This window comes from Brevibacillus sp. FSL L8-0520 (assembly GCF_037963895.1).
Taxonomy (GTDB): Bacteria; Bacillota; Bacilli; order Brevibacillales; family Brevibacillaceae; genus Brevibacillus; species Brevibacillus borstelensis.
The window spans coordinates 3722501-3737381 of record NZ_CP150171.1 but is presented as its reverse complement, the minus strand read 5'-3'; the positions used below and the strand labels follow the sequence as shown (position 1 = coordinate 3737381).

Genomic DNA, 14881 nt, shown 5'->3' with positions numbered 1-14881 from the left:
GCTTTCTGCAGAACAGTACATGGCGTTTGTTTCAGAAGAGTAGGAAGCGGCTCCTGCGGGAATGGTGGAACGGACAGGTCCTTTATGGCATAAACCATAAGGGGCCTGTTCTTTTATTGTCTATTTTTTGATTTGCATGTATAAGCCGGGATTTTTCTGACAATACTGCGACTATACATAACCGCAAGGAGGAAAAAATGGAATGAATTTACTGGAGAAAACTAGAAGGATTAACGTCATGCTGCAAAAGACGATGGGAGGAAGCGGGGTAGGGTATCATGATCTGGCTCGGCTGCTGGCCGATGTGATTGGCGCGAACGTCTACATCGTGACGGCAGACGGGACGATTCTCGGAAACGGGGTTCGGGAGGATTTTGGCATCGGACAGGGGCAGGACGGCCGGTCAGGCGCAATGCTGCCATACGGCTACAATCAAAAGCTTTTGGAAGTCAATCAGTCTCTGGCCAATGAGGGGGTACAAAGCCCGTACAGCATGGTACCAGAGGAGCTGTTGCCGCTCTTCCCGCAAATGATGACGACCATCGTTCCGATCAACGCAGGCGGAAGCCGTTTGGGTACCCTCGTATTGCTGCGGGCTTACGGCACTTTTGAAACAGAGGATCTGATCCTGGCCGAAATCGGGGCAACCGTAATCGGCATGAAAATTGTCCGTCAGCGCACGGAACAAATTGAAAATGAAGTTCGCGACAAGACCTTTGCCAAAATCGCGCTTTCCTCCCTTTCCTACAGTGAGCAAATCGCCATCGAAAAAATCATGGAACAGCTCGATGCCAAAGAAGGCCTGCTCGTCGCAAGCCAGTTGGCCGATCAGGCCGGACTGACCCGTTCCGTCATCGTCAACGCGCTCAGAAAGCTTGCCAGTGCAGGTGTGCTGGAATCCCGTTCTCTCGGGATGAAAGGGACCTACATCAAAGTATTGAACGACAAATTCCCGTCCGAATTGGCGAAGTGGAAGACGTCCTAAAGCGAAAATGCCCAATCCAATGCGGATCGGGCGTTTTTCTTTTTGCAGGTGATGGAAAGAGGCAGGAGGGGAGCGTGTGTGCCGGGCGCGCAGAACGCTCTGAACGCCCCGAACGCTTTGAACGCTCTGAACGCTCTGAACGTTCCAAAGGCTCCAAACGCCCCAAACGCCCCAAACGCCCCGAACGCGCCTGCCTCCCTTGCCCCGGTCAAACAGACAGCGTGGTTTGCGGTTTTTCTTGCTCCTGCTGCTTTTTGGCACCTTGCTGAGCCCATAGCGGATGCTGCTCCGCCTCCCTAAAGTGGCGAAACAGGATCAGACTCATCCCGAGCAAGCCGACAGCAATTCCGCCGACGAGAAGCAGCGTACCGGCTTCCAACATCTTTGTTTCAAGCAGGAATGAGCAAAGGGCATAGCTGACCGGACCGAGTCCGATGGACATCGTTGTCAGCAAAGACATGACTCTGCCCAACATGTGGGCGGGGACGATGGTCTGAATGTAGGTAATCAAAGGGATGTTGGTCATCGCCATCGTTATTCCCACAAGCAGCATCATCGACAGACCGAACGGCAGAACATGCATAAAGGAAACGGCAAGGATGCCTGCCCCCATCAGACCGAGGAAGAACGGAAGCAGCAGAAAGCGTCCGCGAAAGCCATTGCAGGCGCCGGTAATGACTCCGCCAATGATCGTGCCGACTCCGAGAGAAGTGCTCAGAGAGCTGTAAGCATTGCTGTCCCAGCCCAATTGCTTGACGAGGAGCGGCAGCCCCATGTTGACAGGACCTGAGAACATCATGTTTACGACCAGCGAGGTTCCGAAGATGATCATCAGCACCGGGATGGTTTTGGCAAAGAGGATTCCTTCAAAAATCTGCCGGAAAAAGGAGGGTTCTTTTGTTTGGCGTGAGGTGTCAATTTCCTCTGCCGGCTCCAGACGAAGGGTAGAAATGATCAGTGTACCGATGAAAAAGGCGGCTGCCATGACAAGAAAGGTCGCGGGATAGCTGGTCAACCGCATCAAGAGCGCTGCCGTGAGCGGACCGCCGACAAGGCTGATCTGCTGTGCGATTTCCATAAGGCTGTTGGCGGGAGCAAGCTGCTCGCGGGAGACGACAAAAGGCAGGACGCTGCTTCTCGCAGGCCAGAAGAAAGCGTCGACGGTACCGAACAGGAAGGCTGTGAGATACGCGGCATAAGGCAGCCAATGACCGGTTTCCTGCAGCAGCAGCAAGCCGAAGGCACCCAGGACAACTCCGCGGGCCAGGATGGAGCCAAACATGATCCACTTTCGGTTGTACTTGTCAGCCGCGACGCCCCCCACCAGCATAAAGAGCAGGCGCGGGATGGACATGCACATCAGTGTCGTCCCGAGAACCGCTTCTGATCCGGTCTTGTCGACGATAAACCAGGACAAGGCGATAAAAAAAGCGCCGTCAGCCAACGCTGAGATCAGATTGCCGATCCAGAGGCGGAGAAACTGGCTGTTGCGCCAGAGAACCGGATTAGGTGACGGAGTTGCCGTCATCGTCATTGGCGTCAGCCCTCCTGCTAATTTTTCCGACTGTCGTATCGTTGATAAATTCATAGCCGTCCGGCAGCGACTCGTCTTCCGCTACGTAAACGCGTTCATTCGTCATGAATCCGACGTGGACGAAATAAAATACTTCATTCGTATCTTCGATTTCCCCCGCGGCAATCCGGCGCAGGTGTCTTTCCTCAATATCGCCCAATTCCTTCAGGAGCTCGCGGTATTTGTCCAGCCATGCGTTGATTTCATCCCGCGGGCCTTTTATCTCGCCATTGCAGCCAAAAAGCGGCGGCCGTTTGGATTCCTCGGCAAAGTACAGGAAGCTCTCTTCCGGAGCATTGTACAGACGGGTTATGCTGCTGCGAAGATGGTTCAGCATCGTTTCCTGCATCAGCACGGTATCGTTTTTGAGGGACGGCAAGAGGGCGTCGCTTACTTTGAAGTCGTATGCTTTGGAGCGATAAAACTTTTGCACGATCCCGTTTTTTTCTTCCGTTCGAACGACTTCGATGAAGCCGTGATGCTCCAGCTCTTTCAGATGATAGTGCACCTTGGAGGGAGAGAGGGAAAGCTGGGTAGCCAGTTGCTTGCCGGTCTGTTCTTCCCGGACCAGCAGGTTGATGATCTCCATCCGAAGGGCGTCGCTGATTGCTTTCAGTTGCTCCGGGTTTTCGATGACCATGTAACGTTTCAAACGTAATCCACCTTTCAATGTGAAGTGAACGTATGTTATTTTTCAAACGTTCAAATTTTATTGAACGTATTGTAACAACAGAATGACTGGTAGCGCAAGAGGATTCTGCTTTTTTTCACAAATAGTGTTACAATACGGAAAAAAACGGTGAAAGGACAAGAGTAGAGCATGTCATCGATTCTTAAACACCCCGTCTTTCGCCGTCTATACGCGGCACACATCATTCACATCGTCGGAAATGAATTCACCTTTATCGCGGTTGTGGGTCTGCTGCAGGATCTCAGCGGCTCTGGCCTGTCGTTTGCGGCCGGTACGGTTTTTCGGATGCTGCCCTATGTAATCACGAGCTTGTTTTCAGGGGCACTGCTGGAAAACTGGGACAAGCGAAGAGTGATGATCATCGTGAATTTTTTGCGGGGGGTCCTGGTCAGCCTCTTTTTCTGGATCACGACACCCGCGTACCTATGGGCCGTTTTTTTGCTGTTAATTCTGGTCAACGTCTGCAGCGCCTTTTTTCAACCGGCCATGCAGGTAGCCATCGTCCAGTCGGTAAAGCAGGAGGACAGACTGCAAGCCAATTCGCTGTTGCAAGGAACGACGTCCTTTCTGATTATTGTCTGTCAGGGAGTAGCTGCGTTTTTGGTCTATTATTTTTCCTACCGATTTAATTTTCTCCTCGACGCCGCCTGTTATTTCGTCTCGCTGTTGATCCTGTTAAAGCTGCCGTCTCTCAGCGGCACGGAGATGAAAACGAGCATCGGCTTTTTCACGAGACTGCGGGAAGGAATTGACTATATCCGCACGGTTCCGAAAATCAAGTCTGTGCTGCTGTATCAAATGGCGGAACGAATGCTCGGCGCGTATTACATCATGCTGATGTTCCATATCTTGCAGGAGCGCAAAGAAGGCTTGTACGTCTTCGGTCTGCTTGATATACCGCTGGGACTGGGGGGAGTATTGGCCGGTGTTGTCGTGAGCAGGTGGGCAGACCGGGCCGGAGAAAAGGGAGTCAATACTGCGCTTGGCTGGGCCTTGGTAGCCATGAGCCTTTCCGTCTACGGGATGTTCCATTCAGGGCCTATCCTGGTGCTTGCGGTGGCCACCCTGTTTTGCGCTTTTGCTTCCTTCAGCTCTTCGATCATGGCGGTGACTCGTCTGCAGCGCTTGACGGATGCGGAATTTCTGGCCAGGGTCTTTTCGATCAGGGAGATGCTCACGATGGGGAGCTTTGCGGTGGGCTGTCTGATCGTAGGCTACGGCGCGGAAAAAGCAGGGAGCTCGCTCGTTTCCACAGGTTTGGCCATTTTTGGAGTGATCGCCGGGCTGATTTGGCTTCTGGCAGCGCGGAGCCTTAAAGAACAGAAAAAAGAAGCAGTATAGCAGTTGCACATTCTCCTATCAGGAACACCTTTTTTGCATGATCGGCGCAAAAGAGGTGTTTTTTGTTCCCAATTAATCAATTTATATATTTTAATAAACATACTAGTTGAAAATGTATGTATTATAAATTAAAATGGTTGAAAAAGTGGAAAAAAGAGGAGATGCATGTGAAGGAACTTTGGAATCATTCCGGTTTTCGCTGGTACTGGACGGGATTGTTTTTGTCCTCGCTGGGAAATTCGTTTGGCTGGATGGCCCTCTCCTGGTTTGTGATGAAAAAGACGGGCTCGCCTGTGGCGATGGGGGGCGTCGTTCTTGCGTTCATGCTTTCATCGGTCGCGGCAGGTCTCGTCGTCGGGGTGCTGCTGGATCGCTTTAACCGGCGCAGACTCATTATTTGGGACAACATTTTGCGCGGCTTGATTTACATAGCGCTTGTCCTGGTGCTTCAGTCGGATTCGCTGCCGCTGTGGACAGTTTATGCCTTGATTATCATGGCGGGGCTGCTCTCGCCGCTCAGCAGCTCGGGAGCACAGGCGCTTCTGCCCCGACTGGTTCCGGACAAAAATCTGTTGGTAAGAGCAAACGGCTTGATGGAAAGCCAGTGGCAGATGACCGGTTTGTTCGGACCGGCCCTGGCAGGAATGTTGATCGCCTTGATCGGAGAGAGCATGGTCCTTTTGGTAGATGCATGTGCCATGTTCCTATGCGCGTTTTGTTTTTACCGCATTTCTGCTGAGTCGCTGGATGATGCTTCTCAGCAAAGCGCTGCGGGCAAGCCGGGGGAATTTTTTCGCTCGCTTGCAGCCGATATTTTGACCGGGTACCGCTTTCTTTTTAAACGGTCACAGCTCGTTTGGCTCATTCTGTTTACGTTTTTCTTCAACATGGCGTACGGCCCTGTCGAGGTTGCCCTGCCGCTTTATGCCGATCAGCTTCTGAAGGGAGGATCGCTTTCGCTCGGTCTGCTGTGGTCGGCGCTGGCAGGAGGAGCGCTGCTCGGTTCCGTCCTGTTCTCAGCGGTCACCTGGAGGATCTCTACCGGCGTCACGCTCTCCTCGATCATTGTCCTGTGGGGAATCACCACGCTACCGCTGGCTTTCTTTTCGCGAACAGATGTGGCCATTATCGCCATGGGGTTGGCAGGGCTGAGCTTTACCCCCTACAACATCATGTATCGCAGCTATTTGCAAAAAAACATTCCTTCTGAAATGCTGGGTCGTGTCTTGACGAGTGTGAGGACCATTACCGGAACGGGGATGCCGGCGGGGGCCGGCATCTCCGGTGTGCTGATTCCGCTGCTCGGATTGCAGGGGCTTCTCGGAGCTGCGTCTGCTGCTTGTATCGTAATTGGACTTTTCGCCTTCCCGCTTCTGCGGGGGCTTGATTCTTCCGGGCTACTTGCGGTTCAGGAGGGGAGCGGCCAAACGCTTCAGCCCGCTCGGCAGGAGGAGATAAAAAAGGGAGAGCAGGTGTAGGCGGCGGGGCATGGCTGCTTCATCCCGCTTGCGTTTGACAGCGCGGAGAATAAGCTTCGCCGTTTCCTCCGGAGTGAGCAGATAACGGGCGACCTTTCCCCGATAAGCGCCTGACTGATCGGCCCGATTTAAAAATGGAGTGTCGATTGGGCCGGGCAGGACGCTGGTGACGAATATACCGGTGTCAGCCAGCTCGTGGCGAAGCCCTTCGCTAAACCGATTGACGGCTGCCTTGCTGCCGGCGTAAACGGCCGCTTTGGCTGTTGCGACTTGTCCCGCCAATGAGCCGATATTGACGATGTGTCCGGAGTTTGCCGCCAGCATCAGAGGCAAGAGGGCGTGGGTCATGTAAAGCAGGCCCGATATATTGGTGTCTACAATCTGTTTGATTTGCTGCAGGTCCATATCTGCAAAAGGTGCAAACAAGGCTGTGCCGGCATTGTTGTACAAAAGATCGCACGTTCCGTAGTTTTGTTTGATCCAGTCGGCGAGCTTGGCACAACCGTCGGCGTCGGTGACATCGAGCAAATAGCAGCGGAGGTTGTCCGGGTTCCCCAACTGTTCGCGCAGGGCTGTCAGTCCTGCCTCCGATCGCCCGGTGGCAATGACCTGATCGCCTTGTTCGAGATGCAGACGAGCCAGCGCCCCGCCCAGTCCTCCCGTAGCGCCGGTGATGACGACAACTTGCCGTTTATCCATGAATACTCACCCTTCGATGGTTCTTTTTAGCAAACAGGTCAATCTATATATGGAAAGTATAAGTGGTTGGCATGTGGTGAAGGATAGCCCCTAGGGGGTGAATATACATGCCAGTAGTAAAGTGCAGTGTAGCCAACTGTGAGTATTGGAGCGAGGGCAACAACTGTAATGCCGACATGATCATGGTGGAAATCGACGCGCACGCGGATGCGAACTTTAAAGAAGAGTTTGCAGGCGAGTACGGCCATGACAGCGAGCACAAGGACAAGGCAGATACTTCTTCCCAAACCTGTTGTCACACCTTCAAACCGAAAAAAACAGCAAAGAAGTAAATCCATCGTAGCAAGGAAAAAGACGTATCCCACGGCTGGTGATACGTCTTTTCCTATTCCTTTGCCTGTCGCCCTCGGGCAAGGGGGCGGCTCAGACGTCTACTTTCAGCTTAGCTATGATTGCGAGCCGAGGAGGCGTTTGATCGGCAGCGACTCCACCAAGGCATCGACCTGCTCCCAGGAATGAACGCGGTGGACAAGCTCAGGCAGAGTTCCCTGATTGTACGGGGTATCAAACAACAGGATAGGAATCTCCAGCGCTTCGGACAACTGGAGAGCATTTTCCAAACGGTCCTCAAGGAACAAGTCCACGTTCCATCTTTGGGCAGCGGCAAGCTTGTCGTGAGAACCGATCAAATCCAGCTCATGAAAAGGAATTCGGTACCGGGAGAACCAATTGAGCGTGACTTCCCGGTGGCGCGCCTCCCGGGCACTGATGTAGATCAGGCGATGGCGGTTGAACCAGCTACGCAAGATCAGATCAGCCGTTCCATGCACAGGGGCTTCATCGTACAAACGTTCACCATGCTTGTCCAGCCAGTCGGCAAACGCTTCATCACTAATGCCGTAGACCTCGGCCAGGTTGTAGACAAAACAGTCTTCGTACCGCAAATGTTTGCCAAAGCTCTCGTTCATCATAGGCACGATACTGCTAGGTTCCGTGACCGTTCCATCAATATCAATGCCAATTGTTAGGGTTCTCTCTGGTTTCATCCTCTCGCCTCCAGTTTAAATTGTACACCCAAGGCAGAGAATAAGGCTACTTCCTTCACCACAATCCTTGTAAAAAGGGGCTGAGCTTAACATGGCGTACGACGAAAACGAGCGTATGAATGCTGAGCGGAAGGAAGCAGACAACGGGCCCGCCGAAATGGTGGATCAGCGGGACACGGAGTTTGCTGTGGACAGCTGGATGGGTGCTGTGTTTAACCCTGACAGCAACAATGCCAAGCGGAACATCGATTACGACCCGCTGACACGCACCGAGCGGTACAATGGGGAACAGCAGAATGCCAACCTCGATGGCGACCTGACCCAAGCGAGGGAGGAAACTGAACACCCCCATTATACAGTCGAGCGTTCGGCAAAGGATTACCAGACTGAAACGGCGGCCGAAATTGCGGAGCCGATCCGTGGAACCCGCCGATCTGCCGAAACCAAGGCAGACCCTGAAAACGGCGCGAGCGGACTTGGAATGACGGGGCTTGGGCTATCCATCCTGTCACTCTTTTTGCTTCCGTACCTGATCGCGCCAGTCGGCTTTGTCCTGGGTTACCTTGCTTATCGCCGAGATGCCCGTACTCTCGGGACGTGGGCGATGATTATCGGGGTTGTAGCTGTTCTTGGCGCTTTGATCGTGTACCCCTATTACGTCGCCCGGTAGTCCTGTTTGACCGCCTCTCCCTTGGGAGGGGTGTTTCTTTTTTACAGGGGTGCAATGTACGCTCCCAGTATGAACGGAATTATTTATAGAAGGATGATAAAAATGGAGTCAGAGCCGCGAGTACGGCGTCACGAAAAACCTCGGCTCTTTGAATGCGGCCTTCGGTAAGCAAACCGTAAGCGCCCCCACGGTGGTTGCTTCCGGCAGTGCCGCTCCACTCGTCGATCACCGCAGACAGTTCGATTCCTTCCCGTTTTATACGATCCACGGCTGCACTTGGGATGGGAAAAGCAAGGCCCTTTCCGATCGAAAGCTGTTCTCCGTTCCAGGCGGCACATACGGAGATCAAATACCATTGGTTGGTATGGACACTGTCAAACGTAAGGCCTCCTTCTAATCCCAATCCGACAAATCCTTCACCTGCTTCGAGCCGGGCCGCTTTTGCCCGATTGATGGCGCCTTTGATCGTTTCTTCCTCGGATAGAGGCTGTCCGGATATGCCGGATGAAACGGATAGGCACACCGGTTCAGAGCCGGTAGCCATCCGAACCGCCTTTACCTTCGCTTCGTTTTTCGTGCCCAAAGCGTATTTCAGTGCGGAAAAATCCATTTGAACTACCCTCCACATGTATCGGTTACGGGTAGTATACCATGTCCCACGAAAGGATGTTCTGTGATAACATGAGGGGAGAAGAACGACGAAACGAGAGAGGAACCTGCGATGAAATTTACCAAGATGCATGGGCTGGGAAATGACTACGTCTATGTCAATTGTTTTGAGGAGCCCCTCCAGCAAGTCGATTTGCCGGAATTGGCCCGGAGGGTAAGTGATCGAAATTTCGGCATCGGCGGGGACGGATTGATTTTGATTATGCCTTCCGATGTGGCGGACTTTCGCATGAGAGTGTTCAACAATGATGGCAGTGAAGCCAAAAACTGCGGCAACGGGTTGCGCTGTGTCAGCAAATACGTCGTAGACCACGGTTTGACCAACAAGGAGTCGTTTACCGTGGAGACACTGGGGGGCATCGTCACTCCGCGTGTCCGGCTTGGTGCAAACGGCAGGGTGGAGCTGGTCACGATTGATATGGGAGAGCCGCGGTTTGCCCGTTCCGCGATTCCGATGACGGGGAATCCGGATGAACAGGTGGTGGAGTATCCGCTCACGGTAGAGGGACGGACGTTTCCCATGACTGCCGTTTCGATGGGCAATCCCCATGCCATCCTGTTTGTAGAAGAGCTCAAGGAAGAGGATGTAACCGCATATGGGCCGCATATTGAGCGGCATGAGTGGTTTCCGGAGCGGACCAATGTCGAGTTTATTCAGGTACTGAATCGGCAGGAGCTGTTGTTTCGCGTGTGGGAACGCGGTTCCGGCGTGACGCTTGCATGCGGGACCGGGGCATGTGCCGCTGCTGTTGCCGCGAGTCTCAGCGGAAAAACAGACCGGACGGTAACCGTTCACTTGGCTGGCGGAGATTTGCTGATCGAGTGGCGGGAGAGCGATAATCGCGTCTATATGACCGGCCCTGCTACGGAAGTGTATCAAGGTGTGTATGGAGAACCGCTTCCGATGGTGGGAAGCGCAGAATAATTTGCGAATGACATGATACATGCCAAGTAAAGAATCCCGCCTTCAGCGAAAAGCCGAGGGCGGGATTTTGAATGGAAGAACCTGTTGGTACGTACGACTTTTCTGCTGGAACGATGCTGGGACGACTTGTCAGTTCCGCATCAAAGTCCTACCTGCTCCGACCCGCCGCTACTTTTACCGCTGCCTGATGATCCGGGTCGACCTGATTGTCTTTATGGCGAAGGCTGTTTGGGAAGTGGATGTCAAAATGACCGTCGAAATCATTGTCCGCTATGTATTCCATGCTATGCGGCATAGAAGTCATGGAGGCGGCCAGCTTCCTTCCCTTTACTTCGACGAGTACCGGACGGACGCTCCAGGAATAGGTCCCGCCCCATACCTCTTTGATGATCGCCGCGTCTTTTGCCGTCAGCGGCTCGGTATCCGAGTGGAATGCGCCGATGGTCCGCTTCACCTGAAAGCTTTTGCCGGTGTAAAAATCGGTTACTGTGGCGACAGCATTGATCGGAAACAGGTATTGTGCGGCTTCAAACCAGTCCAGATATTCGCCGTAGGATGCGCTCGGAGCAGAAGTGACCGGGATATGGTGAACGGGGATTTTTACGACTTGCCCGACTTGCAGGAAATCGTTTTCCGACAGATTGTTCACCCGCAAAAACTCGTCCCGGGGAATCCCGTACGCAATCGAGACCGTCCACGGCGTATCCCCTTTGACAACCGTGTAGGAAGTCGTGGTTACCCAAGGCTTGTCCTCGGCGGCAGGCGACTCTGCACCAGGTGTCTTATCGGCGGGTGTGGCCGATGTACTCTCGCTGCCCGCCGAAGAGGGGGGCGTATCAGTATGTTTCTGTGGAATGACCAGCTTTTGCCCAATCCACAACTCGGTCGTCTTCAACTGATTGGCATCCACGATGGCTTGAATGGATACTTGAAAACGATCAGCAATCTTCCACAGCATGTCCCCCTTTACGACCGTGTAGACAGAACCGGTTTGGGGAGCAGATGGATTCCCGGATACAGGGATCAAAAGCCTTTGTCCGACGAGAAGGTCTGTGCTTTGCAGTTTGTTGGCCTCGACAATAGCGGAAATGGTTGTACCGAATTTTCCGGCAATTTTCCACAGGACATCGCCGGATTGAACCGTGTATACCGGGGAAACTGGCGGTATGTAAAGAGATTGGCCCACGAAGAGCATGTCCGACTGTAGTTGATTGACCTGTTTGACCCAGGCAACGGTAACACCGTACCTTGCTGCGATATTCCCCAAGGTATCCCCGGCTTTGACTGTGATCGTCTGAGCGGAAGCGCTGGCGGCAGGAAGAAGTGAGAGCGCCAGGAGCGAGCTGATGGTCATGCGTTTCCAAGCTGTGCTGAACATGGTGTCTTTCCTCCTTGATGTTGAGCTCTTGTTGTGAAAATAGTGTAACAACAGTGTATATGGAGGAAACAGCTTCTTGCATTGGATAAATGCTTCCCCGATTGGCAAACGTACCCAGATCGTGAAAACAAAAAATGCGTGAAAGTCAGCACAGACAGTGCGTCCTTTCACGCTAACGGAAATCAACGATACGGATTGTCACCCGTTGTACACCTCATTTAGATAGGCTGTTTCTGCTTTGTCGATCTTCGCATGGTTCATTTTTGTCAGCTCCGCTTGAAGTCTTTTCAATTCGGCTTCCATTTTGCGGATTTTCTCTTGCATTGCTTGTGCAGTCATGATGATTTCTCTCCTCTTCGTTGTCTTTTATCTAAATTTACTGACTATTTTAACGAAGGGGCAGCCGCCTGTAAAGAGCACTTTGGGAATGTAAGCGCTTGTAACTGTGACGGTTTCTTGACGATTAAAAAATAATTGATCGTAACAGGCAGGCCGTCCATCTTGCCATAAGTCATGAATGCTTTCCCTAACAGCCTCTCGCTAGCTTCCGAAAACAGGTACTGACCGCCCCCAAAACTGGGGAAAGTAAAGAAGTAGCGAGCTTCTCTCTATGTGGAAAGAAACAAGTCGTGTTATGATGAAAGGTAGACTTTGGGCAATCGCCAAACAGGAAGGTGTGGACTGGTGATTTATTTTGATAACAGCGCCACGACCCGACCGCATCCTCAAGTGATTGAGGTGGTCAAACGAGCGATGGAAACTTACTTTGGTAATCCCTCTTCGCTGCATCAAAAAGGGTTGGAGGCAGAAAACGTGCTGAAGCAGGCCCGTCTGGTAGCCGCTCAGTACCTCGGTTGCAAACCGTCGGAGATCCTGTTCACTTCTGGTGGAACGGAAAGCAACAACGCCGCAATCAAAGGAGTGGCGTTTCAATATCAGGGCAGGGGCAAGCATATTGTGACGACTAGCATCGAGCATCCTGCAGTGTACGATGTATGCAAGCAGCTTGAGAGCTTCGGTTTTTCCGTCACTTTCCTGCCTGTCGATCGCGATGGACGGGTGTCCGTCGAAGACGTCAAAAAAGCAGTTCGAGACGATACGATACTCGTGTCTGTCATGCATGTAAACAATGAGCTCGGGACGATTCAGCCAATCGCCGAAATTGGAGAATGGCTCAAACAATTCCCGAAAACCTTGTTTCATGTAGACGCTGTGCAAAGCTTTGGAAAGCTTCCGCTCCGTGTCAAAGAGTGGGGCATTGACCTTGCGAGCATTTCGGCTCACAAATTTCATGGTCCCCGTGGGACAGGGATTCTCTTTAAACGCGAGGGTCTGATCATCCAGCCGCTGCTGATGGGCGGGGGACAAGAGGGCGGTTTCCGGTCGGGAACCGAAAATCTTCCGGCGGTTGCCGGCATGGCCAAAGCGATCCGCATGTTGGCGGAGGAAGGAAAGCGCGATGCTGATCGATTGAGCGAGTTAACGCGATATTTGCGGGAAGGCCTTTCAAGCATATCTGGCTGCGTGATCAACACTCCCGCAGAGGGAAGTGCCCCGCATATCGTCAATGTCTCGTTTCCCGGAATGAAGGCAGAGGTTGTACTCCATGCCCTGGAGGAACGCGGTTTTCTCGTCTCTACGAAATCAGCCTGTTCGTCCAAAGCAGATGAACCGAGCAGGGTGCTGACAGCGACCGGAATGGACAGAGAGCAGGCTTTATCAGCGATCCGGATAAGCCTGGGAAGAGAGAATACGGCGGAAGAAGTCGAAAAGTTCATTGCTGCCGTGAGGGAAGTCGGCAGCATGCGCTCATATATGAAAGAAAAAGTGTAACGATGCAAAGGAGCGGACAATGAATTACGATGTTATTTTAATTCGATACGGCGAATTGGCCCTGAAAGGCAAAAATCGCGATTTGTTTGAAGAGGCGCTGGTGCGCAGCGTGAAAAGTGTATTGCGTTCCTTTTACAAGATTAAGGTTCGCCGCAATTACGGCCGTATGTATGTGGAGCTTCACGGAGAAGACTCCCAGGCTGTCATGGAACGCCTGAAGCGGGTATTTGGAATCTCTTCCTTCAGTCCGACGGTTCAGGTAGAGCCGGATGAAGAGCTGATTAAGGAAAAGTCGCTGGAGATGATCCGGCAAATCCAGCCGGAGCCAAGGACCTTTCGCGTGGAAACGCGGCGTGCCGACAAGCGGTTTCCGAAAACTTCGATGGAGGTCAGCCGGATGGTGGGCACGCATATCTTGCGCAATCTCCCTGCCATTAAAGTAGACGTTCATCAACCGGAGGCAGTCGTCAATATCGAAATCCGGGCTGAGGGGACGTACATTAGCTGCCAAACCATCCCGGGACCAGGCGGCTTGCCAGTAGGGTCCGGCGGCAAAGTGCTGCTGCTTCTGTCTGGCGGGATCGACAGTCCGGTCGCAGGCTGGATGATGATGAAGCGGGGAGTTACGCTGGAGGCGATCCATTTCCACAGCCCGCCGTTTACCAGTGAACGCTCGCTGGAAAAGGTGCGGGATCTGGCCCATAAGCTGACCAGATGGGGCGGAACTGTTCGGCTGCATGTGGTTCCTTTTACCGATATTCAGACGGCAATCCGGCAAAACTGCCCTGAAGACTACATGATTACGATTATGCGCCGCTTTATGATGAGGATTTCCGAGCGAATCGCGGATGACAACAACGCTTTGGCCTTGGCAACAGGGGAAAGCCTGGGGCAGGTTGCATCCCAAACACTCGAGAGCATGAATACGATCAACGATGTCGTATCCATTCCGATTCTGCGTCCTCTGATTGCCATGGATAAATCGGAGATCATGGACATTTCCAGAAGGATCGATACGTATGAGCTCTCCATTCTGCCTTTTGAGGACTGCTGCACGATCTTTACACCGAAAAAACCTGTCACGAGACCAAAACCGTATATGGCAGAGCGCTTCGAAGAAAAATTGGACGTGGATGCGATGGTCGAAGACGCAGTCAAGCGCACGGTGGTTGAAGAGATTACATCCAAACCTCGCGAAGTGATCAACGATTTGTTTTAGTTTTTTGCGTAAGCGGGTTTCATTAAATATGTGGAGACGAAAATCGGGGGGAGAACGATGATTGTCCGGTATGAACGCAATGGCAAGGTTAAGCACGGCTGGATGGTGGAAGAGGAGCAAAAGGTAAGGGTGATCGAGGGCGATATTTACAAAGTCCAGTCAGCCAAGCCCATTATGACCGGTTTGGAGCTGCCGCTAAGTGAGGTAACCCTGCTGGCCCCTTGTACGCCGAGCAAGGTCGTTTGCATTGGGGTAAATTATTTCGATCACGCTGAAGAGATGGGAATGGAAACACCCGAAGAGCCGTTGATGTTTCTAAAACCGTCGACGACGGTTGTAGGGCCGGGCGAACCGATTATTTATCCCCGGTTAAC

At 52.6% G+C, this 14881-nt stretch carries 16 protein-coding genes (1 of these 16 only partly in view); 9 read left to right on the top strand and 7 right to left on the bottom strand.

The window, feature by feature from the left end:
• The first annotated feature begins 202 nt into the window (after positions 1-202).
• Positions 203-985, top strand: a complete 783-nt coding sequence (gene codY / locus NSQ24_RS18740; protein ID WP_031933103.1) for a GTP-sensing pleiotropic transcriptional regulator CodY — start codon at positions 203-205, stop codon at positions 983-985.
• Positions 986-1193: 208 nt separating this feature from the next.
• Here the strand turns inward: codY and NSQ24_RS18735 are convergent, their stop codons facing one another.
• Together NSQ24_RS18735 and NSQ24_RS18730 are read right to left on the bottom strand one after the other, a co-directional pair.
• Complete coding sequence (locus tag NSQ24_RS18735) at positions 1194-2519, bottom strand: MFS transporter (RefSeq protein ID WP_003389210.1); 1326 nt, start codon at positions 2517-2519, stop codon at positions 1194-1196.
• The gene (locus tag NSQ24_RS18730; RefSeq protein WP_035989775.1) at positions 2491-3210 is read right to left on the bottom strand and encodes a helix-turn-helix domain-containing protein; all 720 of its coding nucleotides are present in this window, start codon (positions 3208-3210) and stop codon (positions 2491-2493) included. Before NSQ24_RS18730 ends, NSQ24_RS18735 begins: the two co-directional genes overlap by 29 nt.
• 168 nt (positions 3211-3378) lie before the next feature.
• On the opposite strand from NSQ24_RS18730, the gene NSQ24_RS18725 reads away from it, so the two are divergent.
• Both NSQ24_RS18725 and NSQ24_RS18720 read left to right on the top strand, forming a co-directional pair.
• Positions 3379-4590: an MFS transporter gene (locus NSQ24_RS18725; protein ID WP_024982845.1), complete on the top strand. Its 1212-nt coding sequence runs from the start codon at positions 3379-3381 to the stop codon at positions 4588-4590.
• A gap of 116 nt (positions 4591-4706) precedes the next feature.
• Complete coding sequence (locus NSQ24_RS18720; RefSeq protein ID WP_327925900.1) at positions 4707-6068, top strand: MFS transporter; 1362 nt, start codon at positions 4707-4709, stop codon at positions 6066-6068.
• On the opposite strand, the gene NSQ24_RS18715 is transcribed toward NSQ24_RS18720, so the two are convergent.
• Positions 5988-6767 carry an SDR family NAD(P)-dependent oxidoreductase gene (locus NSQ24_RS18715; protein ID WP_003389217.1) on the bottom strand — a complete coding sequence of 260 codons (780 nt, stop codon included), beginning with the start codon at positions 6765-6767 and terminating at the stop codon, positions 5988-5990. The genes NSQ24_RS18720 and NSQ24_RS18715 overlap by 81 nt on opposite strands.
• A 107-nt stretch (positions 6768-6874) precedes the next feature.
• Here NSQ24_RS18715 and NSQ24_RS18710 point away from each other — a divergent pair, with 107 nt between their 5' ends.
• A complete protein-coding gene (locus tag NSQ24_RS18710) occupies positions 6875-7099 on the top strand; it encodes a DUF1540 domain-containing protein (protein ID WP_003389218.1) in 225 nt (74 codons plus the stop codon).
• Between the two features lie 114 nt (positions 7100-7213).
• On the opposite strand, the gene NSQ24_RS18705 is transcribed toward NSQ24_RS18710, so the two are convergent.
• Positions 7214-7813 carry a nucleotidase gene (locus NSQ24_RS18705; RefSeq protein WP_024982842.1) on the bottom strand — a complete coding sequence of 200 codons (600 nt, stop codon included), beginning with the start codon at positions 7811-7813 and terminating at the stop codon, positions 7214-7216.
• A 91-nt stretch (positions 7814-7904) separates the two neighbouring features.
• Here NSQ24_RS18705 and NSQ24_RS18700 point away from each other — a divergent pair, with 91 nt between their 5' ends.
• On the top strand, positions 7905-8483 hold the full coding sequence (locus tag NSQ24_RS18700) for a DUF456 domain-containing protein (protein WP_024982841.1): 579 nt from the start codon (positions 7905-7907) through the stop codon (positions 8481-8483).
• 79 nt (positions 8484-8562) lie between these two features.
• Here the strand turns inward: NSQ24_RS18700 and NSQ24_RS18695 are convergent, their stop codons facing one another.
• The gene (locus NSQ24_RS18695) at positions 8563-9093 is read right to left on the bottom strand and encodes an inosine/xanthosine triphosphatase (RefSeq protein WP_122957933.1); all 531 of its coding nucleotides are present in this window, start codon (positions 9091-9093) and stop codon (positions 8563-8565) included.
• A gap of 111 nt (positions 9094-9204) precedes the next feature.
• Here NSQ24_RS18695 and dapF point away from each other — a divergent pair, with 111 nt between their 5' ends.
• Positions 9205-10077 carry a diaminopimelate epimerase gene (gene dapF, locus NSQ24_RS18690; protein ID WP_003389222.1) on the top strand — a complete coding sequence of 291 codons (873 nt, stop codon included), beginning with the start codon at positions 9205-9207 and terminating at the stop codon, positions 10075-10077.
• Positions 10078-10225: 148 nt separating this feature from the next.
• Here the strand turns inward: dapF and NSQ24_RS18685 are convergent, their stop codons facing one another.
• The gene (locus NSQ24_RS18685) at positions 10226-11455 is read right to left on the bottom strand and encodes a LysM peptidoglycan-binding domain-containing protein (RefSeq protein ID WP_081924427.1); all 1230 of its coding nucleotides are present in this window, start codon (positions 11453-11455) and stop codon (positions 10226-10228) included.
• A 198-nt stretch (positions 11456-11653) separates the two neighbouring features.
• On the bottom strand, positions 11654-11794 hold the full coding sequence (locus tag NSQ24_RS18680; protein ID WP_003389224.1) for a hypothetical protein: 141 nt from the start codon (positions 11792-11794) through the stop codon (positions 11654-11656).
• Positions 11795-12139: 345 nt separating this feature from the next.
• On the opposite strand from NSQ24_RS18680, the gene NSQ24_RS18675 reads away from it, so the two are divergent.
• The 3 genes in view from NSQ24_RS18675 to NSQ24_RS18665 are tightly spaced (at most 57 nt apart) and all read left to right on the top strand, a layout consistent with a single transcriptional unit that may run on beyond the window.
• Positions 12140-13288, top strand: coding sequence for a cysteine desulfurase family protein (locus NSQ24_RS18675; protein WP_003389225.1), 1149 nt, complete (start codon positions 12140-12142; stop codon positions 13286-13288).
• 19 nt (positions 13289-13307) lie between these two features.
• On the top strand, positions 13308-14507 hold the full coding sequence (gene thiI / locus NSQ24_RS18670; protein WP_327925902.1) for a tRNA uracil 4-sulfurtransferase ThiI: 1200 nt from the start codon (positions 13308-13310) through the stop codon (positions 14505-14507).
• Between the two features lie 57 nt (positions 14508-14564).
• Positions 14565-14881: the beginning of a fumarylacetoacetate hydrolase family protein gene (locus NSQ24_RS18665; RefSeq protein WP_003389228.1), read on the top strand. The gene runs 460 nt beyond the window's last position; 317 of the gene's 777 nt are visible here — the first part of the coding sequence; the start codon lies at positions 14565-14567; the stop codon falls past the right edge of the window.